This is a genomic window from Goekera deserti (genome assembly GCF_010685995.1).
Classification (GTDB): domain Bacteria; phylum Actinomycetota; class Actinomycetes; order Mycobacteriales; family Geodermatophilaceae; genus Goekera; species Goekera deserti.
Window position 1 is genome coordinate 14,237 of sequence record NZ_JAAGWK010000020.1, and the last position, 26,442, is coordinate 40,678.

Consider the following 26,442-nt stretch of genomic DNA (forward strand, 5'->3'; position numbering starts at 1 on the left):
AGGTCAGAGGCCGACCCGGTCGCGCCATGCGAAGACCGGGCGTTCCACGACCACGTAGAGCAGGCTGCCCGCGGCCACGCCGAGCGCCGTGAGTGCCACGGTCCGCAGGACGACCGGCCCGTCCCACACCTCGACGATGGGCTCGAGGAGCACATAGTGGCTGATGTAGATGCTGTAACTGGCCAGGCCGATGAACGACACCGACTTCCAGCAGGAGAACCGGTGGAAGGCGGTCTGCAAGCGCGTGCCGGTCGGCAGCAGCCCGTACACGATGACCGCGGCCGAGCAGAGCGGGATCACCGCGTTGCGCCAGATCGCCTCGTACTGGTCCGATCCCACCGCGGACACCGCCAGGAACAGCACCACCGCGACGACGGGCACCCAGTCCCGGGACACGGTGCCGAGCCACCGGGAACCGCCCGCCCGCCACGACCGGTAGGCGAGCGCCGTCAGCACACCCCAGGCGATCGCGTCCATGCGCACGTCCGTCCCGCGCAGGACATGGGCCTCGGCGTCGCCACGGACGCAGAGCACGACACGCATGACGGTGGAGTAGGCGATGGCCGCGACGGCCAGGGCGATCAGTGCACCGTGCCAGCGGCGGGTGTGCAGCAGCCCGAACCAGATGAGCGCGAAGGCGATGTAGAACTGCTCCTCGACCGCCAGGCTCCACACGACGTTCGACCCGGGGAGGACCTCGTAGCTCGCTGCACCGTCGAAGACCTGCACCCAGTTGTAGGTGAAGAACACCTGGGACGCCACGGCCCCCCAGTGCACGGGCCGGAAGCACGCGTAGACGAGCGTGGGCAGCAGGATGGCCACCACGAACGGTGGGCCGAGCTTCAACAGTCGACGGACGTAGAAGCGCTTGACGTCGAACGAACCCGTCCGCTCACGCTCGCGCAGCAGCACCGACGTGATGATGAACCCGCTGATCGTGAAGAAGACCACGACGCCGCTGTCCCCCGGCACGAAGGTCAGTCCCGAGTGCTGGAACAGCACGATGACCACCGCGAGCGCACGCATCGCATCGATGTGCGCGAACCGGTTGGCCGCGTTGACCGGTGCCGCGGGGACGTCGACGGCGGAGGCCCCGCCGTCGGCGGTCATCGTCGGATCACCGGCTGACATGGGGTCGGGCCGTGTTCAAGGCAACAGCCTCCCAGTTCACACGTCGGCTGGACCGCCCGGTGGGGCACAGAGCCCAGCCCGGTACACCCGAGCCTGCCCGGTGACCACCCGCACCACCAGGGTCCACCGGTGTGATCTGAGCTGGCGACGACCGGCGCGGTCACCGGTCGTCAGGCCGGGATGTCGAGGATGCGCTCGGGCGTGAACCGTCCGCGCAGCACGTCCCGGGCAGCGCGGACGTTGCCCCGCAGTCGCTCCCGCCGCCACTGCGTCTCCTGCCCGACCACCGACCTGACCACGTTCTTCCCGCAGCGGAAGACGGTCTCGTGCACGGTCAACCAGAGCGGGAAGCTGCCCTTGTGGTGCAGGTACGCGGGGTTCATCACCTGCGAGTAGCCCAGCCGCACGTGGGCCGTCCGGCCGCCGGACTTGACCCCGCGGTGCACGATCACGCAGTCGTCCACGATCGCCAGGGTGCCCTTGCGCATCAGCCGACGAGCGAAGTCGTGGTCCTCGAGCCAGGAGTACAGCGGCAGGCGGGCATCGAACACCTCCCCGCCGACCGCCGGTGGCCGGAAGGCGAAGTTGCACCCGTACAGCGTGCGGCTCGGCGTCCACGTCCCTGTGCCGGGTGTCGCAGCCGAGGCCGCGAGCTCGGCGGCCGCGACGTCCGCCGGCACCTCCTCGGCAGCAGCGCCGTCCAGCAGCACCCGTCCGGTGAGCGCGACGACGTGCGGGTGCGCGTCGAAGAACAGCATGGCCTGCTCGATGAAGTCCGCGCGGACGACGGCGTCGTCGTCGAAGCAGAAGACGTGCGTGGCGTGGGGTACGGCGGCGAGGCCGGCGTTGCGCTGCGCTGCCAGCCCGCGGTCGTGCACCAGGACGGCGCCGGGCGGCAGGGGCGTGGCCGGCAGGCTCGCCTCGTCCGGGGTGGACACGACCAGCGTGAAGTCCTGACGGGTCTGCCGACCGAGACCCTCGATGACGTCACCGAGCAGCTGTGGCCGGCCCGCCGAGGCGAGGACGACCGCTATGGACTCCGGCGGACGGCCGACCTCGGCCGATCCGACCGCGTCTGGCTGTGTCATCACACGTCTCCCGTGTCCGCTGCAGAGGGGCCGTCGCGCACCGGGCTGCGCCCAGCGACCGGCTCAGGCTAACGGCGCACCCGCCCGCCGGGTCGAGTCGTGAGCCACACCGCGACACCGCAGGACACGGGCACGTGCCGCGCATCACCCGGCTGTGACCTCGACGGACACCAACGACCCGGGCAGGTGACCTAGGTTGATGTCGGCGCCCCCGAGCGCGACACCGGGACCGGAGGGACGCCGTGCACCGCGCCACCGAGGACCAGGACGTCTCCGACTCCGCCTCCCGCGTCCTCGCCCATCAGGGCCGTTCCACCGCCCTCGACGTGGCGCGCGGTCTGGCCATCGTCGGCGTGGTGTTCAACCACGTGGTGGACGGTCTGATCGGCGCGTCCCTGCTGGACGAGGAGGCGGGGCTCGCCCGGGCCAACGACGCCCTGTACCTGCTGCGGATGCCAGCGCTGATGTTCCTCGTGGGCCTGTTCGTCCCGGGCGGGGTGCGGCGCCACGGCGTCACCGGCTACCTACGGCGTCGGGTGCCGTTGCTGGTGTACCTGTACGTGGTCTGGCAGCTGGTGGAGGGCTCGATCGAGATCGCCACGAACGACCTGCGCAACGGGAACACCGACCCGGTCGACATCGTGGAGATCTGGCTGCCGCTCGCTCACCTGTGGTTCCTGCCCCTGCTCGCCATCGCGACCGTGGTCGTCGTGCTCCTCCGACCCTGGCGCCGCGACCGGATCGCCGTGGCGGTGCTCGTCGGCCTGGTGCTCGTCACGGTGCTGACCTGGGGGCGGGGCACTCCCGTGCTGGGGCTGCGGGGCATGTCACTGGTCGGTTTCCTCGCCGTCGGGGCAGCCATCGGGCTCCCCCGGTCGACTCGCTGGTCGGCGGCACCGTGGTGGACCTGGGCGCTGGTGGGCACTGCGTCGACCCTGCCGTTCCTGTACCTGGCGTCCGGGGACGTGGGGCCGGCGACCGTCCTGCAGAGGATGGACGCGACCTCCCAGCTGCAGAGCGCGGTCGCGGCCGCGTGCGGCGTCGTCTCGCTGCTCGCTGTCGCCCGACTGGTCAGTGCGGTGCCGCTCGTACGCTCTGCTGTCGCGGCGGCGGGCCGGGTGACCCTGCCCGTCTACCTGGCGCACGTGCTGGTGGTGGCCTCGGCCCGGATCGTCCTGGACCACGCCGGGTTCCAGCAGCCGGTGGCCATGGTGCTGGTGCTCGTACCGCTGGGCGTGGGCGTCCCGTGGGTGCTCATGAGCGCGCGCAGCACCCTGCGCCTGCGTTGGATGTTCGAGCTGCCACGGCCGCTGGCGAGGTGGACCAGCCCTCGGTGAACAGCACACCGGGGTGGGCCGTCAGGCGGGTGTGGTCGGAGCGTCGGACGAGGTGCTCGCACACCGCTACGGCCCCGTCGGTAACCGTTCTGGAGACCTTGTGTGATCATGCAGTTTCGAAGAGTCATGGTCGCCGGCATCGTCCAGCTGCCTGCTCGCCCAGTCACACACCGAGGCGGTTCACCGTGTCCCGACGATGGCTCACCGTGGCGACGTGCAGCACCGTCGTCGCGCTGACGGTCTGTACGCCCGTCCTGGTCCTGCCCTGGTCCTCGGACGGCGCGCGCGTGACGACCGCCACGGCCGCCGCACCCAGCGAACGGCCCATCCCGGTCGCGGCAGCCAGCAGTTCGGACCCCGGTGGCGTCATCGCGTCCCCGGCCGCCCTGGTCGACGGGGACGTCGCCCGCGGGCTCACCGGCTCCGAGTGGGCGCCCTCCCCGACGGATCCCCATCCGTGGGTGGAGCTCTCGTGGAGCTCACCACGCCAGCTCGCCAGCGTGCAGGTCTTCGGACCGTCCGCCCGAACGGTCGACCCGGGCGCCTGGCACTCGGCACCGCTGCACGGCACCCTGCGCTTCGACGACGGCAGCTCGGTGACCGTCTCCGGGATCGCGAGCGGGGGCGGCGAGGGCACCACCGTCGCCTTCGCCCCGCGCACGACCTCCCGGGTCCGGCTGGAGCTGGCCCGAGCCCTGCCGCTGGCCACCGTCTCGCTGCGCGAGTTCTCCGCGTACGAGGTCGGCAGCACCCCGCCGCGGTGGCCGCGCGAGGCGACCGGGCTGTCGGCCAGGTCGCACCCGGCGGCGCACTGCTCGGCATCGTCGTCCCCCGTCGGGATGAGGACCGGCGACGGGCTCGCGCTGGTCTGCCCGGCCCCCGGTTCACGGGTGACCGGCACGGCGACCGTCGTGGTCGCCGGCCCGGCGAACACGCCGGTGACGGTCCGGGCCGGCGTCCCCACTGCCGATCGCGCCACGTCGGTGCGTGAGGTGGGCCAGGGCACGACCGACGCCGCCGGACGCGCCGTGCTGACCGTCGCACTGGCGACGCTGCCGCGCGGCCCGCTCACACTGGAGGTGCTGCGGAGCGGGCCGGCGGCGCGGGCGGGCGACGTGCCCCTGTACGTGCAACTGGTCAACGGCTCCGGAGTCCCGGTACCGGCCGGCAGCACGGCCCCGGCCGGCATGACCCTGCAGTGGGCGGAGGAGTTCACCGACCCGCTGTCGATCAGCCGCACCGGCGATGACGCCGTCTACGCCGGGATGAAGCCCTCCCACATCGGGGGTGGCAGCTTCGGCGACTCCTTCTTCGCCGACCCGGCCGACGACGACGGCACCTTCGCCACGGTCGACGACGAGTACCTGCGCATCCGGACCCAGCCGTCGGACCCTGCCACCACCCGGTGGGGTCTCAGCCACACCGGCGGCATCCTCTCCTCGACCCGCGTGGGCGGCAGCGGCTTCTCGGCCCAGTACGGGTACTTCGAGGCCCGGATGCTCGGCGCGCCGGGCGTCGGCTCCTGGCCGGCCTTCTGGATGATGGACACCGAGAGCACCACCCCGCGAGGTCCGGTCAACGCCGAGGTGGACGCCGTGGAGCTCTACGGCCACGACACCGGGTACAGCTGCCACAGCACGCACAACTGGGGTGTCGGCACCGACGACGGCGGCACACCGAACTGCGTCGAGCCCCCTGGCCTGGTCGACTGGGCGCTGGGCTGGCACACCTTCGGGGTGCGGTTCGTCCCCGGCGGCGCCGTCTTCTACCTCGACGGTGCCCAGGTGGCGTCGTCCAGCGGCCTGATCCACGACAGCGAACCGTTCTACTTCATGATCGACCTCGCACTGGGTGGTGGCTGGCCGGTCGACCTGGCAGCCACCGGGGAGCGCACCGACCTCTACGTGGACTGGGTGCGCGTCTACACGTGATCGGTCTCATCGCCGGTGGACCGCTGAGCTGCTCGGCGCCGGGCATCATGACCGGGTGACGAACAGCCCCCGGGTGACCCTGGTGCACGAGCGGTTCACCGAGTTCGCCGGCTCCGAGATGGTCGTCGACCAGCTGGCCCGCGAGTGGCCGGGCGCCCCGGTGTTCGCCCCGGTCGGCCGGCCCGGTGTCATGCCGGCCGACGTGGAGCCGCGGGTGCGCACCACCCGGCTGTCACGGCTGCTGCGCGGCAGCACCTACGCCCACCTGCTGCCCGCGCTGCCGGTGGCGATGAGCCGGCTGCCGCTGCCCGACTCCGACGTGGTCATCGCCTCGCACCACGCCTTCGCCACCCAGGTGGTGCGGGCCACGAGCGCACCGGTCATCGCGTACGTGCACACCCCGGCGCGGTGGATCTGGGACCCGTCGATGCGCGCCAACGAGTTCGGCGGCCGCGTCGGCGTGGCGGCGCTCGGCGCTTTCTCGACCGCGTTCCGACCGTTCGACCTGGGGGCAGCTGCCCGGGTGCACACGATGGTGGCCAACTCCACCGAGGTGGCCGACCGGATCCGGACGTGGTGGCACCGGGACGCGACGGTCGTGCACCCGCCGGTCGACACCGAGTACTACAGCCCCGACCCCGCCGTCGAGCGGGAGGACTTCTTCCTGCTCGCCGGCCGGATGGTGCCCTACAAGCGCCCCGACCTGGCCGTCGCGGCCGCGAAGCGGGCCGGGGTGCGGCTGGTCGTCGCCGGCGACGGCCGCGCCCGCGCCGAGGTCGAGCGGCTGGCCGGCCCGGACACCACCTTCGTCGGCCGGGTCGACGACGCCGCGCTGCGTGACCTCTTCCGCCGCTGCCGCGCCCTGCTGATGCCGGGCGTCGAGGACTTCGGCATCGTCCCGGTCGAAGCCCAGGCTTGCGGCGCACCGGTGCTCGCCATCGGCGCCGGCGGCGCGCGGGACTCGGTGCTGCCCGGCGTCACCGGTGAGCTCGTGCCGGTCACCGAGCCGGGGGGCGACGAGGTGGCCGACTGGGCCCGTCAGCTCGAGACCTTCGACGGCGCCCGCTACGACACGGCTGTGATCCGCCGGCATGCCGAGTCGTTCTCCCGGCCGGCCTTCCGCAGTGCCATGTCCACGGTGGTGGCCCGGACGCTCACCTCGGCCTGAACTCGCGGCACGCCGACACGGGAGCTCCGTCACGCGATAGCCCGAGCTCGCGATTTGTTAGGTAGAAGGGTCGCGATGTGTTGGGTTCGCAGATGGCTTCCTGTTAGTTTGGCGCCATGGGATATCGCCGACGGATCGTGGACGACCTCCTCGACGAACTGTTCCCCCACCTGGCGGCGATCTCGTTGGAGGGCGCCAAAGGGGTCGGCAAGACGGCGACCGGCACCCAGCGGGCCACGACGGTCTTCTCCCTGACCAGCAGCCGCGAGCGCGAGAGCCTCGCCGCCCGCCCCGACTACGTGGTCGAGGCCCCCGCACCGGTGCTCATCGACGAGTGGCAGCTGCTCCCCGAGGTGTGGGACCGGGTCCGTCACGCCGTCGACGACGACAGCACCGGTGGGCGGTTCCTGCTCACCGGTTCCGCCGGCGTAGCCCCCGGGGTCCGCATCCACTCCGGGGCCGGGCGCATCGTCAGCATCACCATGCGTCCCCTGTCGTTCGCCGAGCGGAACCTGACCAGCCCGACGGTGTCACTGGGCGAGCTCATGAGCCCGTCCCGGACCGACGTGGTGGGGTCCAGCGACGTCCACCTGCCCGACTACGTCGAGGAGATCATCCGCTCGGGACTGCCCGGGATCCGCGACCTGCCTCCGCGAGCCCGCCGCGTGCAGCTCGACAGCTACCTCGCCCGCATCGTGGAGCGCGAGCTGCCCGACAACGGCCTCGCCGTCCGCCGACCGGCGACCCTGCGAGCCTGGCTCGCCGCCTACGCCGCTGCTACCGCCACGGACGCCAGCTGGTCGACGATCCTGGACGCCGCCACCGCCGGCGAGCCGGACAAGCCGGCCCGGCAGACCGTCGACGGCTACCGAGACCACCTGCTCCGGCTGTTCCTGTTGGATCCGGTACCCGCCTGGTCGCCGACGTTCGCACCCCTCAAGCGGCTCACCGCCACGCCCAAGCACCACCTCGTCGACCCGGCCCTCGCCGCCCGGCTCGTCGGGGTCGAGACCGCCGGCCTGCTGCGCGGCGACGGAGACCGCGTCTCGACATCGACCGGCACGTGGGTGGGCGCGCTGTTCGAATCGCTGGCCACCCAGAGCGTGCGGGTCTACGCCGCCGCGATGGACGCCACGGTCGGACACCTGCGCACCAGGGACACCGGGCGCGAGATCGACCTGATCGTCGAGGGCCCGGACCGGCGCGTCGTGGCCATCGAGGTGGAACTCGCGGCCACCGTCAGCGACAACGACGTGCGCCACCTGCACTGGCTGCGCGACAAGCTCGGGGACCGCGTGGCCGACCTCGTCGTGATCACCACTGGACCGCACGCCTACCGGCGCACGGACGGCGTCGCCGTCGTCCCGCTCGCCCTGTTCGGACCTTGATCCACCGCTGACTGCGCGCCGGTCAGCCGCCGGTCACCGGCCGGCCCAGGACGGCGAGCACGGTCTCGGCAGCCACGTCGTCCCAGGTCCGCGGCGTGCGCGGCACCGGCGCCGGGACTTCCTCCAGCGCCCGCAGCACCGCCGCCGCCCACCCCGGGACGTCGTCGGCGGGCAGGTGCTCGGCAGCCGCCCCGCTGACCTCGACCAGCGCCGGGTCCAGCGAGGTGACCAGCCGGGCACCCAGGTCCAGGGCCTCGACCGCCGGCAGGCCGAAGCCCTCGACCAGGCTCGGGGTGAGAACGACCGAGGAGTTCTCGTAGCTCCAGCGCAGCGTGCCGTCGTCGACCCCGGTGAGTTGCACCACGTGCCCGGACGCCAGCAGCCCCGCGTGGTCCGGGCCGTAGGAGTCCACGCCCCAGTTCGGTGGCCCGACCAGTGCGAGCACGGCGTCCGGGCGCTGCTTCACCACCCGCGCCCAGGCGGAGACGACCACGGCCAGGTTCTTGCGCGGTGAGCTGTCCCCGACCACCAGGCCGAACGGCCGGCCGGCGAGCGCCGGGACGGGCACGGCGGTGGCGCCCAGCAGCTTGGGGCTGGTGGCCAGGGGCACCGCGGTGGCCCGGGCGCCGACCCGCGCGTCCCAGCGGGTCAGGCGGTCGCGGGTGGCGGCGCTGACGCAGACCAGTGCGTCGGCCTGCCGCAGCGAGGCGGCGTAGGGCCTGCCCAGCAGGGTGCGCTTGGCCAGCGGGAAGTCCCCGGGCCGGTCGAAGAGGATCATGTCGTGCACCGTCAACGCGGTGCGCGCGGCGACCCCGCGGGGCAGCAGGTGCTTGGCGCCCTGCACCACGTCGAACCGGGCACCGAGCCGGCGGGCCAGCGCGGCCCGCTCGTAGGCCGGCACCAGCGGGTCGGGCACCGCGGGCAGCGGCACCACCCGGTCGGGAGACCCGACCAGCTCGGCGAGCGGCCCGGCGGCGGCCGGTGAGGTGAGCAGGTGCAGCTCGACGTCGTCCCGGCGGTGCAGGGCGCGGGCCAGCTCGACGGTGTAGCGCACGATGCCACCGCCCGAACCGTCCGGCGGCACGTGACCGGCCATGAGCAGCCAGCGGGTGGGCGAGGCGGTCGACACGTCGCCCAGTCCAACACGGGAGGCCCGGGACAACGCCGACCGGGACCACCCTTCCTCGTCACACCCGCGCGACATCCGGCCGCTGAGCCGTGCGCAGCACCGTGACCTCCAGCGACCTGCGCGAGCACACCGCCGGAAGACGGCCGTCACCTGAGCGGTCAGCCCGCCTTCCCGCCGGCTCGGGCCCGCTCGCAAGCAGCGACCAGTGCGGCCGGGATCCGACCTCGGTCGCGCACGGTCAGCCCTGCGGTCAGCGCCCACGCCCGCACCTCGGCCGCCGGCACGCCCGGCGAAGCGGGGACGGCTCCGACGGGACCTCCCCACCGGCGAAGATCGACTCCAGTCCCGTGGTCGCGTGCACGACGCCCAGCTCCGCGAGGCAGGCGCCCAGCCACCGGCAGGTCCACTCCTCGGCCAGCTCGCGGGTCCCGCAGAAGGTCACCGGCACCTGGGGGAACCGGGCCTGCAGCTCCGCCAGCGCCTCCGGGACGCGGACCCCCGGCGCATGCGGCAGCGCGAACAGCCCGCTGTACCGGTCCTCGACCACCACCGCCGCCCTCGGCAGGGCGGCCAGCTCCGCGACGGCCTAGGTGAGCGTGCCGGCGAGCAGGCTGCCGGCCAGGTCGGCCAGGCTCTTGCGCTCGACCGCGGCCACCACCTCGCCGTCCCGCTCCACCGCGTGGTCACCGGCCGGCAACCGTCGCCGCACCGTGGTCGCCTGCTGCACGGAGAACCGGTACGGGTACTTCTCCGCGGAGTCCACCACGATGTCCGGCACCTGGCCGTGCGCCCGGGCCCGCGGCACGTCCACGGCCGGGCGGGCCTGCTTCGTCGTCCGTGGCGACTGCCAGGAGATCACCTCGCGGCCGCGGGCCCGGGTCACCACCAGCTGGGAACGATTCTCCCTGGCCCGGTCCGGCACCAGGTCGATCGCCGGCCCCCGGCGGGTGCAGCTGCGCACCGGCCACCGCTCGAGCACCTCGGCGTCCACCGGCCACTCGACCGCGCGGTGGCAGTAGACCTTCGTCGTCCGCGGCCAGGTCTCGCGGGTCTTGACGACCACGCCCGACGTCCCGAGTCCGATCCGCCCCCAGCCGTCCCCCGCCGAGCCCCCGGACCTGCTCGGCGCACGACCGTCACGAACGGTCCGTAGCGTCCGTGTCGTGGGCACCCGCGCAGCACGCGTCGCGCTGGCCGGGTACCTGCTCGTCGCCGCACTCGGCACGCTGGTCCCGACCCTGGGGCCTGCGGTCGTCTTCTCCGCGGTCCGGGACTTCCAGGCGGCCAGCGGGGCGTCCTGGGGCACCAGTGGACGGCTGGTCGAGCCGGGTCTCAACGTGCTGCTGTTCGTGCCGCTCGGCGCCCTGCTCTGCGGGTCCCTCCCGCGCCTGCGCGGGCGGTGGGTGTGGGCGCTGTGCACGCTGACGTCCGTCGGCGTCGAGATGGTGCAGGCGGCCCTGGTGCAGAGCCGGATCGCCTCCCCGTGGGACGTCGTCGCCAACAGTGCCGGCGCTGCGCTCGGGGTGCTCGTGCACCACGCCCTGCGCCGGCGTCGCCGGGCGGGCGCCGCGGCCCACCCACGGTCGTGAGTGGACTGGAGCTCCACGACGCGGACCGATCCGAGCACGCCATCGGCGTGGCGCTCGAGGCACGCAGGGCTGGACTCGTACGCGCAGGTACGGCCTTCGTCGACGTACCACCCACGGTGCAGCTACCGGCCGGCCGGACCACCGCCGACCTGCTCGGCCGCGACGACGACGCACGGTGATCCACCATCACGTCGGCCTGCCTGTGCTGGCCCGGCAGGGCTGAGATCGCGTGGGGGACCGTATCGTCGGGCCGATGGGTGTGCGGACCGGACGGGTGCTGCTCGGCATCTGCCTGCTCGCGGCCGGAGCAGGCACCCTGGTGCCGGCCGTCGGCCCCGGGGTCGTCGGGTGGGCCAGCGATGCCGCCACCCGGGTCCAGCAGCTCACCGGCCTGACCTCGACGACGGCCTCGCGGCTGGTCGAGCCCGGCCTGAACGTGGTGTTGTTCCTCCCGCTGGGCCTGCTCATCAGCGCGGCCTTCCCCCGGTTGCGCGGGTGGTGGGTGTGGGCGCTGTGCACCGCCGGCTCACTCGGCGTGGAGATCGCCCAGGTGGTCGGGGTGCCGGGCCGCGACGCATCGCTGCGGGACGTCGCGACCAACAGCCTCGGCGCCGCCCTCGGCGTCCTGATGATCCGGGTGCTGCAGGCACGCGCCGCCCGTCGCGAACGGGCCCTCGGCGGGGTCACCGGCGGCCGGTGAGAACGCAGCCTCACCCCCCGGGGTGACCGGACGCGCCCGGGGCACCAGAGCAGGCGCCCCGCCGCCGATCCCCCAGCATGAGCACCTCCGTCCTGCGGTTCGCCCCGCCCGCGCGCACCCGCCCGGCCCGTCCCGCGCCGGTCACGCCGAACCCGCACGGCCGGCACGAGGTCGCCGCGACGCTCCCCGGCCGGCAGGAGCTGCTCGACCACCTGGCCCGGCTGCAGCCCACCTCCCACGAGGCGGCAGGCACGCTGCTGCTGATCGGCCTGGTGCACACCGAGGCCACCGTGTACCCGGCCGCGACGGTGCTGGACACCGCCACCTCGTTGATCTCCTACGCCCTGCGCGAGGGCGACCTGCTCGGCCGCGCCGGCCCCGCCGAGTTCGCGGCCGTCGTCCAGGGCTCCGACGCCGACGCCGACGCCGCGGCCGCCCGGGTGCTCGCCGCCGTCGGTGCCGCCCGGATCCCCGGGCTGACCGTGGCCGCCGGCACCGCCGCACTGCAGCCCGACCGCCGCCCGGCGGAGATCCTGCGCCGGGCCACCCTCAGCCTGACCGTCGCCCGCTCGATCGGCGGGGGCCAGGTGATCCGCTACCGCGGGTCCCGCTGAGCCACCGTCCTGGAACTCGACTGGTAGCGTCACACCAGTGAAGAGCAGCATCGACGGCCTCGGGCGGATCGTCGTCCCCAAGGCCCTCCGTGACGCACTGGGTCTGACCCCCGGCACGGCGGTCGACATCAGCCGGTACGGGGCGGGGCTGCAGCTCCTGCCGGCAGGCCGCACCGCCCGACTCGTCGACGACGACGGACTGCTCGTGGCCGACTCGACCACCCCGGTCACCGACGACGACGTCTTCGGCATCCTCGACGCCGGCCGGCGGTGACCACCCTGGCGTTCGACACCAGCGCCGCCGTGCCGCTGCTGGTCCGCTCGCACGACGCCCACCTCGACGTCCGCCGGCACGCGACGGGTCGCGCGTGGGTGCTCACCGCCCACTCCCAGCTGGAGACGTACTCCGTGCTCACCCGCCTGCCCGGCGATGCCCGGGTCGAGCCCGCCGACGCCGTCCGGCTGCTCGACGCGGCCTTCGGCACCCCGGTGCTGCCCGACCCGGAGGACGTGGCCCACCTGCCCGCCACCCTGGCCGCCGCCGGGATCGCCGGTGGCGCCGTGTACGACGCACTCGTCGGCCTGACGGCTCGCACGGCGGACGTGCCGCTGCTCACCCGCGACGCCCGCGCGCTCGCCACCTACAGCCGACTCGGGGTCACGGTGGAGCTCGTCGCGGGCTGACCCGGCCGCGCCCGACCGCAGCCGGGCGGGCGCACACGCCGCCGCGCGCCACCCTGCGACGCCCGGCCCGAGGCCCCGCAGGCGAGCACCGCGAGGACCCGGCAGCCGTCCGCACGTCCCGCCTCGACGCCGGCACCGGCGGAGATCCCTGCCGCACACCTCGTGGGTGTCCACGCTGCCGGCGTCCCTGCTCGTCTGCGGGGTGCCACGCCTGACGTGCCCGGACCCGGGCGTTGGTCGCTCAGCGTGAGATCCGGCACCCGGCACCGCCCGGCGTCCCCGATCAGGTGAACCGCCTCCCCAGCCCGGGGGGCTCGGTGTCCCCGCGACCTCAGCGGCGGGTACGGAGTGCCGACACCTCTGTCATGACCACCCTGGACCTCGCTCCCACGCGTCCGGCGACGCCCCACTCGGCCGCTGCCGCGGCCGCCTCCGCTGCCCTGCGCTCGCTCGGCACGGCCTCCGTCGCCTCCCTGCTACCCGGCCGATCCGCCGTCCTCGACCACCTCGCCGAGGTGCTGCCCGGCTCCGACACCCACCCCACCTCGCTGGTGATCGTGGGCCTGCTGCGCCGCGACGACACCTGGCCGACCGCGCCGGGCGTGCTCGACGTGGTGACCAGCCTGCTCGCCGGCACCGTGCGCGGCGACGACTGGCTCGGCCACACCGGGCACGCCGAGTTCGCCGCCGTGCTCTCCGGCGACGCCGCCGACGCGGAGGTCGCTGCGGCACGCGTGCTGGCCGCGGTCACCGAGGCCGGCATCCCGGGCGTGCGCGCCTGCGCGGGCGTCACCGTGCTCAGCTCGGACGTCACCCCCGCCGAGGCGCTCCGCCGGGCGACCCTCAGCCTGACCGTCGCCCGCTCCGTCGGCCCCGAGCAGGTGATCCGCTACAGCGGTTCCCGCTGACCGACCGGCACGAGGACACGACCGGCGGGGCCGGGCGCGGGGACAGCGAGGTCCACCGGCGCCCGGCCCCGCCCTCGTCTGCCACCCCCCCCCCCACACCCGGGTCCGCCGCCGCTCGGTCACGATCCGGTCAGGCCACGCCGGACGTCGGCGTGTCACCACCCCACCCACTGTCCCCGTCCGGATCATCTGCACCATGCGTAACCGGTCGCTCACACGTGGTCTCGTGATCGCGGGCGTCCTGGCCGGGGTGCCGGCCCTGGCCGCCCCTGCGCTCGCCACGCCGGGTGCCCCCCCGGCACCGACCACCGTGCACGCCGTGGCCGGCGACACCGAGGCGACCGTGAGCTGGAACCCCGCCCCGGGCAGCGACGTCACGTACACGGTGGTCGCGCTGCCGGGCTCCGCGGGCTGCAGCACGACGACGACGAGCTGCACCGTGCCCGGGCTGATCACCGGGCTGAGCTACCGGTTCACCGTCGTCGCCCGCACCGACGCCGGCACCTCACCGGCCAGCCTGCCGTCGAGCATCGTCCGCGTGGGCGCGGGACCCGTCGCCGCGGCCGCCGCGGTGCCGCCGGCGCCGGCTGTCCCCCAGCCGCCCCTGCCGCAGCCGGTTCTCCCCCAGCCGGCAGCCGGGGCGGCCGCGCTCGCCCTCCCCCAGGTCGCGCTGCAGCCGGCCGGCACCGTGCCCGCCGCCGCCGTGCCAGGCCCCACTGAGGACGCGGCGGCGACCGCGGGTGCTGTGCCGGCCGCTCCTCCCCAGCTGCCGGCCGCGGACGCGGTCCCCGTCGCCGCCGGCCTGCTGACCTGGGGCGAGACCGACGGCGGGCTGCTGATGGCCTTCGCCGCCGTCGGCCTCCTCGCGCTGCTGACCATCGCGGCAGCCGCCGCGCGGGCGCGCTCCCGCTTGCACGCCGACGACGCCGTCCTCGACCCGGACGAGGACGCCTGGCTCCACGACGCCGATCCCGCCGGTGACTGGTTCACCTGGGCTGACGAGGCCACCCCGGCCCCGGCGACTCCCCCGACTCGACGGTCCCGGACCGCCCCGCCCTCGAGTCGGCCGGCGCCGACCCGCCGCCAGCCGGCACGAGCAACCGGCACGCTGCCCGCCCGGACGCCGTCCGGCAGCCCGCGCAGCCGCCCCCGCCAGGCCACCCGCACCCGCTGACCTCCGCTCGGGACACGGCCGATCACTAGCACATGTGCTACTTTTCCGACATGACGGTCGTGGGACTGCGAGAGCTACGGCAGAACGCCTCCGAACTGTTGCGCCGGGTCGAGGCGGGCGAGCAGATCACCGTGACCGTGTCCGGGCGCCCCAGCGCCCGGCTGGTCCCGGCACTCCCCCCGTCCTGGCGCCGCTGGGAGGACGTCGCCGAGCTCTTCGCCGGCCCTGGCGACGAACACTGGGTGGACGACCGCGCGCGGCTCGACGACGCTGTGCGCGACCCGTGGACGCCCCGGTGAGAGCTGTGCTCGACACCAGCGTGGTGATCGCGACGGACGTCGGTCCGTTGTCCGGGGACCTGGCCATCAGCTCGGCGACCATCGCAGAACTGCACGTCGGCGTGCTGGTGGCCACCGATGCCGGCATCCGCGCCGAACGTCTCCGCCGACTGTCCGTGCTGCAGCGCCAGTTCGACGCGCTGCCCGTGGACGACGTCGTCGCCGCCAGCTACGGACGACTCGCGGCGGCCGTGGTCGCCGCTGGACGCCGACCACGGGCGCGCACCATGGACCTGCTCATCGCCGCGACCGCGCACGCACATGGCGCCAGCCTGTACACGCGGAATGCCGCAGACCTCGTCGGGGTGGAGGACCTCGTGGAGATCCTCCCCGTGTGACGGGCCGCCAGCAGTGCACTCGTCGCACGAGAGCGGACGTGATCAGGACGTCGCTCGGGCCCGGAGACACCGGACGCGTCGGGCCTGCTGCCATCCCGGTCTGACCGGGGTGCCGGCGTCCGGGGACGCCAGGGGCCGTCAGGCCACCAGTTCCTCGGCGACGTCGTGGGCGGGGAGAGCCGGGACGACCCGCAGGGCCGGCTCCGGGGGGTGCACCGGGACGGCGCGGGTGAGCAGCGCGGCCGTGTGGGCCGAGATCGTCGCGCCCCAGGCGGGGAAGCCGGGGACGGGGGCGGCCAGCGGAGCCAGCAGCGCCGGGATGAGCGATGCGCGCGGCGGGGTCATGCTCCTGTCTTCGGCACGCCGGGCCACCGACTGAACCCGGACACGCCCGGCCGCGCCCACCCGGCGCGGACCGTCCCACCACCCCGGCCCCCCGACCACCCCCACCCGGCCCTTTCCGCGGAAGTGGCCGCCGGGGGCGCCCACCAACCACCCCCACCCCGGCCATTCCCGCGGAAAGGGCCGCCGGGGGCGCCCACCCGCTGCGGCCATTCCCGCGAAAAGGGCCGTTCGGGACGGCGGGTGCGGGGCGCGGTCTGCCTCTGAGGGGTGAGACGGGGCACATCGGCGACAGGCAGCGGCCTGCCGTGCCGATGCCTGGACCATGACCTGCGTCGAGAACCGCCCCGTGGCCGGGACAGCCGTGGGAGCGCCCACGACCGGGACCGACTCCCCACCCGTGACCGACCTGCTCCCCGGCCGGCTCGCCCTGCTGGACCACCTCACCGGCGTGCTGCCCTTCGCCTCCGCGCAGGCCACCACGCTCGTGCTGATCGGCATCGTGCACACCGAGGACGGCGCGCTCCCCCCGGTCGCCGTCCTCGCCCGGACGACGCGGCTGATCGCCTCCTCGCTGCGCGGCGACGACTGGCTGGGCCGCTCCGGCCCCGGCGAGGTCGCCGCGGTGCTGGCCGGCACCGCGGAGGACGCGCACAGCGCCGCCGCTCGGGTGCTCGACGGGATCGCCACGCTCGGCGTCCCCGACCTGGCCGCAGCTGCGGGCATCGTCGTCCTGTCGGCCGACCTGACCGGCGAGCAGGCGCTGCAGCGGGCCGCCGCCGCCCTCGACGACGCCCGCTCCCGCACCCGGGGACGGATCGTCCTGACCGCCGGCTGACGGCCTCCACCGAGCCGGCCGGTGCACGAGGACCCGGGCAGCCCGGTCAGCGGGTGACGGAGCGGGCCTCCCCCCCGGCGAGCTCGGCGGCCTCGGCCTGCCGGGCGGCGAGCCGCTCCCGCTGCGGGACGACGGTGTACTTCGGGTCGCGGGCGCTGGCCATCCCGGCGTCGAAGACGCCGAACCGGGTGAGCATCGAGCCGGTGGCCAGCAGCGCACCGGCCAGGACGCCGGCGGTGCGGCTGCGCCCGGCCAGCAGGGTGAGCCCGGCACCGCCGATGGTGCACGCCTTGGCCGCGCGCAGCAGCCGGCCGGCCCGGCCCAGGTGGTAGGGCTCGCTGACCAGGCCGTGCCCGTGTTCGACCCGGTGCGCGGCCGCCAGCTCGATCGCCGCACCGGCGAGGGCGACCTTCCGGGACGGTCCCGACTCCGCAGGAGGGGACAGGGCCATCGACACCCCGCCGCCGGCAGCGAGCGCGGACCCGGCGAACAGGAACGGCAGCTCCTCGTACGGCTCGTGCCAGCTGGGCGTGGCCGTGTTGGCCAGCAGCACTGCGGTGTAGGTGGTCATCGGGCCGCCGAACACGGCCGCACCGACCGCCGCGCCCTTGCGCACGCCGGGGATCCACCGGGCGACCGGCAGCGCGCGCACCGCCGGCACCAGCTCGAGCACGTGCAGCCCCGCGGTGGCCACGGTGAGCGCGCTGAACGGCGAGAGGATGTAGGAGCCCACCGACAGCGGCGAGGTGGGCTTGAACACCCGCAGCATGTGCAGGAAGCGCATGGGCCGGCCGAGGTCGACGATCAGCAGCACGACCGAGGCCAGCGCCCCGCCGGCCGCGGTGTGGTGCGCGGCCCGGGTGAGCACCGGGCGGCCGGTGAACTCCCCGAGCGCGCCGATCACCGACGACACCCCGGCGGCGCCGCCGAGGAACAGGTAGAGCGGGACCTCGGGGTTCTTCCAGGTGGCCGGCTTGACGATCGGCCGGCCGTAGTAGGAGGAGAACTCGGCGTCCTCGACGGTGGGGTCGCCGTCCCGGCCGCGCCGGCCGCCCTTGCGCGTGCGCCGCTGGTCACCCCGGGTGCCGGTGGACGGCGGGTCGGCCCGGCGCCACCCACCCCCCGGCGTCGCCACCCCGCTGGTCACGCCCCCGCCCCCTGACTTGAGCCCGAAAAAGTCAGGGAGGCGGCCGGAGCACCCCGACTCGAGCCCGGAGGAGTCAGGGAGGCGGTCGGAGCACCCCGACTCGAGCCCGGAGGAGTCAGGGGGGCCGGGGCGGTCATGGCCGGCGTCCGACGAAGGCGGTGAGGACGACGCCGACGACCATCGCGGCACCCGCGGCCGCGTGCTTCCACATCGACGGCAGGTCGCGCGTGGTGACCACCGGGTCCGGCGGGAGGCCGTAGACCTCGGGCTCGTCCAGCAGCAGGAAGAACGCGCCGTCCCCGCCCACGCCGTCGTTCTCGTCGCGGCCGTAGAGCCGGGCGGTCTGCACGCCCTGCCCCTGCAGGGTGGCCAGCCGCGCGTCGGCCCGGGCGTGCAGCTCGTCGAGGTCGCCGAACTGGATGGACTGGGTGGGGCACGCCGTCGCGCACGCAGGCTGCAGACCGTCGGTGAGCCGGTCGTAGCACATCGTGCACTTGAAGACCCGGCCGTCGTCCTTGCGCTGGTCGATCACGCCGTAGGGGCAGGCCGGCACGCAGTAGCCGCAGCCGTTGCAGATGTCGCCCTGCACCACGACGGTGCCGAACTCGGTGCGGAACAGCGCGCCGGTCGGGCAGACGTCCAGGCAGGCGGCGTGCGTGCAGTGCTTGCACACGTCCGAGCTCATCAGCCAGCGGATCTCCCGGTCACCGCTCTGGCCGGTCTGCGGGTCGAACTCCGACAGCGACTGGGCGTTCAGCACGCTGGTCTGCGCCGCGCGGGGGGCGTCGTCGGCCATGACCCGGTCGTGGGCGTGCACGTCCCCGGTGCCCGGCGAGCGACCGGGCAGGCCCACCGCCGGCATGGGCAGGTCCACGGTGCGCACCTGCTCGACGAAGGCCACGTGCCGCCAGCTGTTCGCCCCCAGCATGCCGGTGTTGTCGTAGGACATCCCGGACAGCGCCATCTGGTCCCTGGTGCCGTTCGCGTCGTCCATCGGGAGCGTGTTCCACTCCTTGCACGCCACCTCGCAGGCCTTGCAGCCGATGCAGACCGAGGTGTCGGTGAAGAACCCGACCCGCGCCGGGTGGTCGGGCTCGTAGCCGGCGTCCCCGCTCACGTCGGGCAGCGGGCCGAACAGCCGGTTGCCGTCCGGCCGGCCGGTGCCGGGCAGGCCCGGGCTCGCGGAACTGACCGTCGTCATGCAGACACCCTCTCCTGGGACTGCGGTCGGGCGCTCGACGAGGCCCCGTGACGACCGGCAGCAGGGGCCCCGGTCACGGCGTCTCCTCCACGGCCACCCGGCCACCGATCGGCATCGTCCCGGAGCGGACGCCGGCACGCCGGCGGAAGCCCTCCACGTACTCGGGCAGCGCCGCACCGCGCGGGCGCCGGCCGGGGCGGATGTCGCAGGTGGCGACCTTGAACTCCTGGATGTGCACGTTGGGGTCCATGACCACCCCCATCAGGTCGTTGGCCGAGTCGCCGGTGGACAGGCCCTCGGCGCCCCAGTGGTAGGGGATGCCGATCTGGTGCACGACCCGGCCGCCCTTCAGCCGCAGGGGCCGCATCCGCTCGGTGACCAGGACCCGGGCCTCGATCGCCGAGCGCGCACTGATCAGCGTCGCCCAGCCACCGTTGTCCAGGCCGCGCTCGGTGGCCAGCGCCGGTGACACCTCGACGAAGAACTCCGGCTGCAACTCCGACAGGTAGGGCAGCGTGCGGCTCATCGCACCGGCGGTGTGGTGCTCGGTGAGCCGGTAGGTGGTGAACACGTACGGGTAGACGTCGCTGGTCGGCGGGTTGCCCCGGTTGTACGGCGCCTGGATCTCCTCGATGCCGGGGTTGGCCTGCACGCCGTACAGCGCGTTCTCCACCGGGGACTCGGCCGGCTCGTAGTGCGTCGGCATCGGACCGTCGGCCAGGCCCTTGGGCGCGAACAGCCAGGCCTTCCCGTCGCCCTGCATGATGAACGGGTCGGCACCACCGATGCCGGCCTGCGCCTTGGCGCCCGGCGGCGGCACGTGGTCCGGGCGCTTGGTGGCCTCGAAGTCCGGCACGTCGTCACCGGTCCAGCGACCGGCTGCCTCGTCCCACCACACGTACTTCTTGCGCTCGCTCCACGGCTTGCCCGCGGGGTCGGCCGAGGCGCGGTTGTACAGCGTGCGCCGGTTGTACGGCCAGGCCCAGCCCCACTCCGCGGCCACGTAGTCCTGCTCCCGGCCGGGACGGCGACGGTCGGCCTGGTTGACCTCGTCGGCGTAGACGCCGCTGTAGATCCAGCAGCCGCCGGTGGTCGAGCCGTCGTCCTTCATGTCCATGTACCCCGACAGCGCCCGACCGTCCGGGCCGACGCCGTTGATCTCCCGCAGCACGGCCTCGGCGCTGGGCTCGACCTGCTCGCCGTGGGTCGGGTAGTCCCAGGTCAGGTCCAGCAGCGGCCGGTCGCGCGGGTCGGTCGAGCCGGCCAGCTTCTCCCGCAGGATCCGGCCCAGGTGGAAGTAGAACCACAGGTCGCTGCGGCAGTCGCCCGGCGGCTGGACGGCCTGGTGCCGCCACTGCAGCAGCCGCTGGGTGTTGGTGAAGGTGCCCTCCTTCTCCGCGTGCGTGGCCGCCGGCATGTAGAAGACCTCGGTGCCGATCTCCTCGGTGACCAGCTCCCCGGTCTCGATCTCCGGGGCCGTCTTCCAGAAGCTGGCCGACTCGATCATCTGCAGGTCACGGACGACGAGCCAGTCCAGGTTGGCCAGCCCGAAGCGCTGCATGCGGCCGTTGGCGTGGCCGACGGCCGGGTTCTCGCCCACCAGGAAGTAGCCCGGGACCTTGCCCGCGACCATGTCGGCGATCGTCCGGTAGGAGCTGTGGTCCCCGGTGATCTTCGGGATGTACCCGAAGCAGTAGTCGTTCTCGGCGGTCGCCGCGTCGCCCCACCAGCTCTTGAGCAGGCTCACCGTGTAGGCGCGCATGTTGCCCCAGAAGCCGATCGCGCCGCTGTTCTCGGCGCAGTAGTCGTCCAGGCTCTGGTGCTGCAGCGCGTGCGGCATGGGCAGGTAGCCGGGCAGCAGGTTGAACAGCGTCGGGACGTCGGTCGACCCCTGGATGCTGGCGTGCCCGCGCAGCGCGAGGATCCCGCCGCCGGGCCGGCCCATGTTGCCCAGCAGCGACTGCAGGATCGCCGCGGTGCGGATGTACTGCGCGCCGACGGTGTGGTGCGTCCAGCCGACGGAGTACACCCACGCCGTCGTCCGCTCGCGGCCGCTGTTCTCGGTGACGGCCGTCGCGACCTCGAGGAAGACCTCGGGCTCGACGCCGCAGATGTCGGCCACTATCTCCGGGGTGTACCGGGCGAAGTGCCGCTTGAGCACCTGGAAGACGCAGCGGGGGTGCTGCAGGGTCTCGTCCCGCAGCGGCTTGGCGTGCAGCGGGGGCCCACCGCTGCCGAAGGCCTGGTGCGGGTCGGCCTCCTTGACCGACTCGTCCTGGGCCAGCCGCTCCTGCTCCTGCGCGCCGGCCGGGTCGTCCTGGTCGACGCCGTCCCCGGGACGGTCGGTGTGGCCGGTCTCGCCGCTGCCGACCTGGCTCTCGAACTGCCAGCTGGCCTCGTCGTAGTGGCCGGTCTCCGGGTCGAAGCCGGAGAACAGGCCGTCGAGGTCCTCGGTGTCGACGAAGTCCTCGCCGACGATCGCCGCGGCGTTCGTGTAGGCGACGACGTACTCACGGAAGTCGAGGTCGTTGCTCAGGACGTGGTTGATGATGCCGCCGAGGAAGGCGATGTCGGTGCCGACCCGGATGGGCACGTGCACGTCGGACACCGCGCTGGTGCGGGTGAACCGGGGGTCGATGTGGATGACCTTCGCCCCGCGCGCCTTGGCCTCCATCACCCACTGGAACCCCACCGGATGGCACTCGGCCATGTTCGAACCCTCGATGACGATGCAGTCGGAGTTCGCCAGGTCCTGCTGGAAGTTCGTGGCGCCGCCACGACCGAACGTGGTCCCCAGACCGGGGACCGTGGCGGAGTGCTATATGCGGGCCTGGTTCTCGATCTGGATGGCCCCCATGGCGCTGTAGAGCTTCTTCATGAGGTAGTTCTCTTCGTTGTCCAGCGTCGCGCCACCGAGGCTGGCCACCCCCATCGTGCGGTTGACCGGGTGCCCGCCGTCGGTGTCCTGCCAGCCCTTCCGGCGCGCGTCCAGGACCCGGTCGGCGATCATGTCCATCGCGACGTCGAGGTCCAGGTCGGTCCACTCGGTGGCGTGCGGGGCGCGGTAGCGCACCGTGGTGACCCGGCTGGGGCTGGTGACCAGCGACTTGCTGGCGCTGCCCTTGGGGCAGAGCCGGCCGCGGCTGATCGGAGAGTCGGGGTCGCCCTCGATCTGCACGATCTGCTCGTCCTTGACGAAGATCCGCTGGCCGCAGCCGACGGCGCAGTACGGGCAGACGCTCTGCACGACGCGGTCGGCGGTGGCCGTGCGGCTCACCACCTGCTCCGTCGCCTTGCTGCGCGCGGCCGCGCCGCGGCCGAGCGGGTCGGGTCCGGTGAGCTGCCGGAACACCGGCCAGGAGTCGAGCCAGGTCTTCACCCGCCCGATGCTGCCACTGCCGTGCGACATCGGCCCGTCGAGGTGCCGGATCCTCCGCACCCGGGACGGGGCCCGGGGGCACCGGGACGGCTGTGACGGGTGTGATCGCCGGCCACAGATCATGACGGCGCGTCGCACGTCGACACGCCGAGACCGCCTGTCGTCGAGCAGTGACAGACGGCTACGGTCCCCGTGCCCGTCTTCCTCACGGGTGCATGGGGGGAACGTCCGATGACCACCACCGCCGAGCCGCCTGTCTCCAGGCGGCACGGGGCCAAGAAGAAGCCCCGGCGCCACGCCGAGCGCGCCGCCGAGCGCACGCCGTCCACCGGTGGTCCGGTGGGCGCGCTGCCCGACCCGGGTTCCACGCTGCCCCGGCAGCGCACGCCCGAGCAGCTGGCCGCTGCGGCCCGCGCCGCGGCGCTGCTGGAGGCCGACGCCGCCGAGGCACTGGTCCGCCCGCCGCTGGGCCGCACCCCACCGCGCCCGGTCGGGTCCAAGCCGAAGCCCCCGCCCTCCCGGGGCACCGGGCCGCTGGCCGACCGGTCCCGTGGCACGGGGGCGCTCGCCGGCACCGGCGCCACCGCGCCGGACCACGGCGACTCGGGCCGGCACACCGGTGGGCAGGGCGCGCTCGACGCCACCGGCGCCTGGTCGGCCGACACCGGCCCGCAGACCGGTGCCCACACCGGCGCGCACACCGGGCCCCGGACGGGACCGCAGACGGGGTCCCGGACGGGCCGGGGCACCGGTGCGCACGACGCCGTCGCCGTGGCGGCGAAGCCGCCGGTCCCGGCCGGGGTCAAGCCGCCGCCGGTGCCCACCCACGCACCCGAGGGCGGCTCGTGCGTGCCCGGCTACGCCCCGGCCCCGCGTGCCCTGCGGCGCCAGCAGACCGTCGAGCGCGCACGCTGGGCGGCCTGGCGGCCCGGCTGGCTGTCCATGACCCTGGTCGCCTGGGCACTGGCGTTCCTGGCCGTGCCGCTGCTCGTGCTGCTCACCGACACCTTCGGATCGCTCGGCGGCGCCCCCGCGGAGACCGACCGTAGCTCGTCGACCGGCGCCCCGGGGAGCGGCTCCACGCAGGCACCGGCCACCGGCGGTGCCGCCCCCACCGACGGCGCGGCCGGTCCCACGGCCGCCGCGGGCACGTCCGCCGCCTCCGCCTCGGCGCGGGCACCCCGGTCGGCGTCGGCCTCGGCGAGCGCCCCCGCGGACGCGGCGGCCGACCCGACGTCGGCCGCCGGCGCCCCGGTCGCGCCCGCGGCGGTGGTGCCGTCGAGCGCGGCGGCCGGCGCCCCGAGCTCGGTCGCCGCCCCGCCGGTGACCGGTGGCGACCCCGCCCCCGCACCCCCGGTCCGGCAGCAGCCGCCGGTCCTCACCGACCCCGGTCCCGGACCCGGCTCGGGTTCCGGCTCCGGGTCGGGCTCCGGCTCGACGACGGCACCCGGACCGGGGACGACGACGGCCCCGGTCGCCCCGTCCAGCTCCCCGGCACCCCCGCCCGCGCCCCCGTCGGCGGAGGAGCCCGCACCCGACCCCGAGGACCCGGTCGCACCCGAGGACGGCGGCACCGGCTCGGGCGACGCGGGCGGCAGCACCGGCGACACCGCCGGCTGACGCACCGCCGGCCGAGTTGCTGCCCCGGGGGGAGCCGCCGAGACTCCACCGGTGAGCGACACCGATCCGACCACCGAGACCACCGACACCCGGCTGAGGCGGGCCATCAGCGGCCGGATGCTGTTCCTGTTCATCCTCGGCGACGTGCTGGGGGCGGGCATCTACGCCCTGGTCGGCGAGGTGGCCGGCGAGGTCGGCGGTGCCATCTGGGTGCCGCTGGTCGTCGCGCTGGCGCTGGCGATGCTCACCGCGGCCTCCTACGCCGAGCTGGTGACCAAGTACCCGCGCGCCGGCGGCGCCGCGGTCTTCGCCCAGCGCGCGTACGGCCGGCCGGTGCTGTCCTTCCTGGTCGGCTGGTGCATGCTCGCCGCCGGCGTCACCAGTGCCGCCGGTCTCGCGCTGGCCTTCGCCGGTGACTACCTGGCCGTGTTCCTCGACGTGCCCGCGGTGCCCGCGGCGCTGGTGTTCCTGCTGCTGGTCGCCCTGCTCAACGCGCGCGGGATCCAGGAGTCGGTGCGCGCCAACGTCGTCATGACCGTGGTGGAGGTCGGCGGGCTGCTGCTGGTGATCGGCCTCGGTGTCCTCGTCCTCGGCCGGGGCGACGGCGACCTGGGCCGCACGGTGGAGTTCCCGCCGGGGGTGTCCGCCGGGTCGGCGGTGCTCGGGGCGGCGCTGCTGGCGTACTACTCCTTCGTCGGCTTCGAGACGTCGGCCAACGTCGCCGAGGAGGTGCGCGACGTCCGGCGCACCTACCCGACGGCGCTGTTCGGGGCACTGCTGACCGCCGGCGCGGTGTACGTGCTCGTCGGGCTCACCGCCTCGATCGTGCTGGCACCCGAGGAGCTCGCCGGCTCCTCCGGCCCGCTGCTGGCCGTCGTGCAGGCCAGCGGAGCCGGCGTGCCCGACCAGCTGTTCAGCGCCGTCGCGCTCGTCGCCGTGGCCAACGGGGCACTGCTCACCATGATCATGTCCAGCCGGCTGGTCTTCGGCCTGGCCGAGCAGGGCCTGCTGCCGGCCCCGTTCGGCCGGGTGCTGCCTCGGCGACGCACCCCCTGGGTGGCCATCGTGGTGACCACGGCGGTCGCGATGGGCCTCACCCTCACCGGCGATCTGGCGACGCTGGCCACCACCGTCGTCCTGCTGCTGCTGCTCGTGTTCCTCAGCACCAACGTGGCCGTGATCGTGCTGCGCCGGGACGAGGTCGGGCACGCCCACTTCCGGGCGCCACTGGTCCTCCCGGTGCTGGCGGTCGGCTCGTGCCTGCTGCTGCTGGCCCAGCAGGAGGCCGGCACGTGGCTGCGTGCCGGGGTGCTGCTCGCGGTCGGGCTGCTGCTCTACGGGCTGGCCCGGGTGGCCGGCCGCCGGACGACGGACGACGCGGTGGCCCGGCGGCCCTGACACCGCAACCGGGCGGCTACTCGCAGGCCACGCCGTCCCCGTCGCCGTCCATGCCGGGGTCGTAGCCCGGCTGGCCGGCGCGCAGCGGCGCTGCCCCGGCCGCCCGGGCAGCCGCGCAGTCGGGGTAGACCGTCCCGTCCGTGGGCGGCTCCGGCGTCCCGGCAGGCGGGGTCGGGGTGGCCGGCGGCGCCCCGGCGCAGTCGGTGAGCACCGCGGCGATCCGGTCGTGCTCGGCGGCGGTGGTCCACAGCCGGTAGCCGGCCTTGACCTGCACCTGGCGGGTCACGTACGTGCACCACCCGGCCCGTCGCGGGGGCAGCCAGGTGGCGGCGTCGCCGTCGCCCTTGCTCTCGTTGGTGCGCCCGTCGACGGCCATCAGGTTGAGCGGGTCGTTGGCCAGGGCCTCGCGCTCGGCCTGGCTCAGCTGCTGGGCGCCCTTCTGCCAGGCGTCCGACAGCGGCACCACGTGGTCCACCTGCACCTGCGAGGACGTCGAGACGCCGCGGGAGAAGGCGATCTCCGCACCCGTGTACGGGTCGGCCAGCCGGCCGGTGAGCACCGTGCAGCCGTCGTCGTCCAGCACCACCTGGGTGAGGTCGCGGGCCAGCACGTCGTTGCGGGTGTCGCAGCCGTTGCCGTCGACGTCGGCCCAGGCCGGCCCGAACACGGTCTCCCGCTCGTAGCCGGTGCGCGGCGCGCGGCCCTTGACCGGCACCGTGGCCAGCAGGGCCAGGGCGTCGTCGGCGCTCACCACCGGCACGGCGGCGGACCCGGCGGGGGCGGCCGGCCCCGGGCTGGAGGAGGCGGCGTCGACCGGTGGGTCGGTGGGCAGCGAGCAGCCCGCGAGCAGCAGCACGACCGCCATCGCCGTCCCGACCCTCCGCACGAGTCCGATGCTCCCCACCCGCGGAGCCGGACTCCACGACCGGACCCGGCGTGTCGCCGATCGCGGCGGGTCATGATCATCCAGGCGGGTGACGTGCGGGTCGCCCGGCTCAGG

General features: G+C 74.5%; 26 protein-coding genes and 1 pseudogene. 16 read left to right on the forward strand and 11 right to left on the reverse strand.

Annotation, left to right across the window (positions count from 1 at the left end):
• Positions 1 to 3: 3 nt before the first annotated feature.
• Both G1H19_RS13785 and G1H19_RS13790 read right to left on the reverse strand, forming a co-directional pair.
• Positions 4 to 1,110: an acyltransferase family protein gene (locus tag G1H19_RS13785; protein WP_162392900.1), complete on the reverse strand. Its 1,107-nt coding sequence runs from the start codon at positions 1,108 to 1,110 to the stop codon at positions 4 to 6.
• Positions 1,111 to 1,301: 191 nt separating this feature from the next.
• Positions 1,302 to 2,219 carry a glycosyltransferase family 2 protein gene (locus tag G1H19_RS13790; protein ID WP_152729387.1) on the reverse strand — a complete coding sequence of 306 codons (918 nt, stop codon included), beginning with the start codon at positions 2,217 to 2,219 and terminating at the stop codon, positions 1,302 to 1,304.
• 242 nt (positions 2,220 to 2,461) lie between these two features.
• On the opposite strand from G1H19_RS13790, the gene G1H19_RS13795 reads away from it, so the two are divergent.
• From G1H19_RS13795 to G1H19_RS13810, 4 genes are all read left to right on the forward strand, one after another.
• A complete protein-coding gene (locus G1H19_RS13795; protein ID WP_152729385.1) occupies positions 2,462 to 3,556 on the forward strand; it encodes an acyltransferase family protein in 1,095 nt (364 codons plus the stop codon).
• 206 nt (positions 3,557 to 3,762) lie between these two features.
• The gene (locus G1H19_RS24570; protein ID WP_152729383.1) at positions 3,763 to 5,487 is read left to right on the forward strand and encodes a glycoside hydrolase family 16 protein; all 1,725 of its coding nucleotides are present in this window, start codon (positions 3,763 to 3,765) and stop codon (positions 5,485 to 5,487) included.
• Between the two features lie 55 nt (positions 5,488 to 5,542).
• Positions 5,543 to 6,655: a glycosyltransferase gene (locus tag G1H19_RS13805; protein ID WP_235928104.1), complete on the forward strand. Its 1,113-nt coding sequence runs from the start codon at positions 5,543 to 5,545 to the stop codon at positions 6,653 to 6,655.
• Positions 6,656 to 6,771: 116 nt separating this feature from the next.
• A complete protein-coding gene (locus G1H19_RS13810) occupies positions 6,772 to 8,043 on the forward strand; it encodes an ATP-binding protein (RefSeq protein ID WP_152729381.1) in 1,272 nt (423 codons plus the stop codon).
• Positions 8,044 to 8,065: 22 nt separating this feature from the next.
• Here G1H19_RS13810 and G1H19_RS13815 read toward each other — a convergent pair whose 3' ends face one another.
• From G1H19_RS13815 to G1H19_RS22645, 4 genes are all read right to left on the reverse strand, one after another.
• Positions 8,066 to 9,172, reverse strand: a complete 1,107-nt coding sequence (locus tag G1H19_RS13815) for a glycosyltransferase family 4 protein (protein ID WP_235928103.1) — start codon at positions 9,170 to 9,172, stop codon at positions 8,066 to 8,068.
• A gap of 158 nt (positions 9,173 to 9,330) precedes the next feature.
• Positions 9,331 to 9,456 (reverse strand): Lsr2 family DNA-binding protein, encoded by a 126-nt coding sequence (locus G1H19_RS24945; RefSeq protein ID WP_459562362.1) that lies wholly within the window; start codon positions 9,454 to 9,456, stop codon positions 9,331 to 9,333.
• Positions 9,423 to 9,722 (reverse strand): hypothetical protein, encoded by a 300-nt coding sequence (locus G1H19_RS23290; RefSeq protein WP_222856649.1) that lies wholly within the window; start codon positions 9,720 to 9,722, stop codon positions 9,423 to 9,425. Before G1H19_RS23290 ends, G1H19_RS24945 begins: the two co-directional genes overlap by 34 nt.
• Before the next feature lie 36 nt (positions 9,723 to 9,758).
• Entirely contained in the window at positions 9,759 to 10,235 is a 477-nt protein-coding gene (locus tag G1H19_RS22645; RefSeq protein WP_202925893.1) for a PDDEXK family nuclease, read from the reverse strand.
• Between the two features lie 100 nt (positions 10,236 to 10,335).
• Here G1H19_RS22645 and G1H19_RS13825 point away from each other — a divergent pair, with 100 nt between their 5' ends.
• The 9 genes from G1H19_RS13825 (at position 10,336) to G1H19_RS13865 (ending at position 15,517) form a co-directional block, all read left to right on the forward strand.
• Entirely contained in the window at positions 10,336 to 10,761 is a 426-nt protein-coding gene (locus G1H19_RS13825; protein WP_162392899.1) for a VanZ family protein, read from the forward strand.
• Between the two features lie 253 nt (positions 10,762 to 11,014).
• Positions 11,015 to 11,461 carry a VanZ family protein gene (locus G1H19_RS13830; RefSeq protein ID WP_152729377.1) on the forward strand — a complete coding sequence of 149 codons (447 nt, stop codon included), beginning with the start codon at positions 11,015 to 11,017 and terminating at the stop codon, positions 11,459 to 11,461.
• A gap of 77 nt (positions 11,462 to 11,538) precedes the next feature.
• Complete coding sequence (locus G1H19_RS13835) at positions 11,539 to 12,075, forward strand: diguanylate cyclase (RefSeq protein WP_152729375.1); 537 nt, start codon at positions 11,539 to 11,541, stop codon at positions 12,073 to 12,075.
• A gap of 37 nt (positions 12,076 to 12,112) precedes the next feature.
• Positions 12,113 to 12,349: an AbrB/MazE/SpoVT family DNA-binding domain-containing protein gene (locus tag G1H19_RS13840; protein ID WP_162392898.1), complete on the forward strand. Its 237-nt coding sequence runs from the start codon at positions 12,113 to 12,115 to the stop codon at positions 12,347 to 12,349.
• Positions 12,346 to 12,759: a PIN domain-containing protein gene (locus G1H19_RS13845; RefSeq protein WP_162392897.1), complete on the forward strand. Its 414-nt coding sequence runs from the start codon at positions 12,346 to 12,348 to the stop codon at positions 12,757 to 12,759. The genes G1H19_RS13840 and G1H19_RS13845 overlap by 4 nt, the downstream gene beginning before the upstream one ends.
• Before the next feature lie 365 nt (positions 12,760 to 13,124).
• A complete protein-coding gene (locus G1H19_RS13850) occupies positions 13,125 to 13,667 on the forward strand; it encodes a hypothetical protein (protein ID WP_152729373.1) in 543 nt (180 codons plus the stop codon).
• 226 nt (positions 13,668 to 13,893) lie between these two features.
• Positions 13,894 to 14,841, forward strand: a complete 948-nt coding sequence (locus tag G1H19_RS13855) for a fibronectin type III domain-containing protein (RefSeq protein ID WP_162392896.1) — start codon at positions 13,894 to 13,896, stop codon at positions 14,839 to 14,841.
• Positions 14,842 to 14,891: 50 nt separating this feature from the next.
• Positions 14,892 to 15,140 (forward strand): type II toxin-antitoxin system Phd/YefM family antitoxin, encoded by a 249-nt coding sequence (locus G1H19_RS13860; protein WP_152729370.1) that lies wholly within the window; start codon positions 14,892 to 14,894, stop codon positions 15,138 to 15,140.
• Positions 15,137 to 15,517, forward strand: coding sequence for a type II toxin-antitoxin system VapC family toxin (locus G1H19_RS13865; protein ID WP_162392895.1), 381 nt, complete (start codon positions 15,137 to 15,139; stop codon positions 15,515 to 15,517). The genes G1H19_RS13860 and G1H19_RS13865 overlap by 4 nt, the downstream gene beginning before the upstream one ends.
• A gap of 138 nt (positions 15,518 to 15,655) precedes the next feature.
• Here the strand turns inward: G1H19_RS13865 and G1H19_RS13870 are convergent, their stop codons facing one another.
• Positions 15,656 to 15,862 carry a hypothetical protein gene (locus tag G1H19_RS13870; protein WP_152729368.1) on the reverse strand — a complete coding sequence of 69 codons (207 nt, stop codon included), beginning with the start codon at positions 15,860 to 15,862 and terminating at the stop codon, positions 15,656 to 15,658.
• A gap of 397 nt (positions 15,863 to 16,259) precedes the next feature.
• On the opposite strand from G1H19_RS13870, the gene G1H19_RS13875 reads away from it, so the two are divergent.
• On the forward strand, positions 16,260 to 16,697 hold the full coding sequence (locus G1H19_RS13875) for a nucleotidyl cyclase domain-containing protein (protein ID WP_152729366.1): 438 nt from the start codon (positions 16,260 to 16,262) through the stop codon (positions 16,695 to 16,697).
• A 46-nt stretch (positions 16,698 to 16,743) separates the two neighbouring features.
• On the opposite strand, the gene nrfD is transcribed toward G1H19_RS13875, so the two are convergent.
• The 3 genes and pseudogenes from nrfD to fdh form a co-directional block, all read right to left on the reverse strand.
• Positions 16,744 to 17,844, reverse strand: a complete 1,101-nt coding sequence (gene nrfD / locus G1H19_RS13880; protein WP_162392894.1) for an NrfD/PsrC family molybdoenzyme membrane anchor subunit — start codon at positions 17,842 to 17,844, stop codon at positions 16,744 to 16,746.
• 133 nt (positions 17,845 to 17,977) lie between these two features.
• Complete coding sequence (locus G1H19_RS13885; protein ID WP_152729364.1) at positions 17,978 to 19,045, reverse strand: 4Fe-4S dicluster domain-containing protein; 1,068 nt, start codon at positions 19,043 to 19,045, stop codon at positions 17,978 to 17,980.
• Between the two features lie 73 nt (positions 19,046 to 19,118).
• Positions 19,119 to 22,454, reverse strand: a pseudogene (fdh, locus tag G1H19_RS13890) (formate dehydrogenase).
• 201 nt (positions 22,455 to 22,655) lie between these two features.
• Here fdh and G1H19_RS13900 point away from each other — a divergent pair.
• Both G1H19_RS13900 and G1H19_RS13905 read left to right on the forward strand, forming a co-directional pair.
• Positions 22,656 to 24,044, forward strand: a complete 1,389-nt coding sequence (locus G1H19_RS13900) for a hypothetical protein (RefSeq protein WP_152729358.1) — start codon at positions 22,656 to 22,658, stop codon at positions 24,042 to 24,044.
• 51 nt (positions 24,045 to 24,095) lie between these two features.
• Entirely contained in the window at positions 24,096 to 25,442 is a 1,347-nt protein-coding gene (locus G1H19_RS13905) for an APC family permease (RefSeq protein WP_235928101.1), read from the forward strand.
• A 16-nt stretch (positions 25,443 to 25,458) separates the two neighbouring features.
• Here G1H19_RS13905 and G1H19_RS13910 read toward each other — a convergent pair whose 3' ends face one another.
• On the reverse strand, positions 25,459 to 26,328 hold the full coding sequence (locus G1H19_RS13910; RefSeq protein ID WP_235928100.1) for an HNH endonuclease family protein: 870 nt from the start codon (positions 26,326 to 26,328) through the stop codon (positions 25,459 to 25,461).
• Positions 26,329 to 26,442 lie beyond the last annotated feature (114 nt).

Excerpts from the sequence above, each read along its gene's own strand:
- G1H19_RS13785 (WP_162392900.1), bottom strand. The coding sequence starts at position 1,110 with ATGACCGCCGACGGCGGGGCCTCCGCCGTCGACGTCCCCGCGGCACCG.
- G1H19_RS13790 (WP_152729387.1), bottom strand. The coding sequence starts at position 2,219 with ATGACACAGCCAGACGCGGTCGGATCGGCCGAGGTCGGCCGTCCGCCG.
- G1H19_RS13810 (WP_152729381.1), top strand. The coding sequence starts at position 6,772 with ATGGGATATCGCCGACGGATCGTGGACGACCTCCTCGACGAACTGTTC.
- G1H19_RS13830 (WP_152729377.1), top strand. The coding sequence starts at position 11,015 with ATGGGTGTGCGGACCGGACGGGTGCTGCTCGGCATCTGCCTGCTCGCG.
- G1H19_RS13835 (WP_152729375.1), top strand. The coding sequence starts at position 11,539 with ATGAGCACCTCCGTCCTGCGGTTCGCCCCGCCCGCGCGCACCCGCCCG.
- G1H19_RS13850 (WP_152729373.1), top strand. The coding sequence starts at position 13,125 with ATGACCACCCTGGACCTCGCTCCCACGCGTCCGGCGACGCCCCACTCG.
- G1H19_RS13860 (WP_152729370.1), top strand. The coding sequence starts at position 14,892 with ATGACGGTCGTGGGACTGCGAGAGCTACGGCAGAACGCCTCCGAACTG.
- G1H19_RS13870 (WP_152729368.1), bottom strand. The coding sequence starts at position 15,862 with ATGACCCCGCCGCGCGCATCGCTCATCCCGGCGCTGCTGGCTCCGCTG.
- G1H19_RS13885 (WP_152729364.1), bottom strand. The coding sequence starts at position 19,045 with ATGACGACGGTCAGTTCCGCGAGCCCGGGCCTGCCCGGCACCGGCCGG.
- G1H19_RS13900 (WP_152729358.1), top strand. The coding sequence starts at position 22,656 with ATGACCACCACCGCCGAGCCGCCTGTCTCCAGGCGGCACGGGGCCAAG.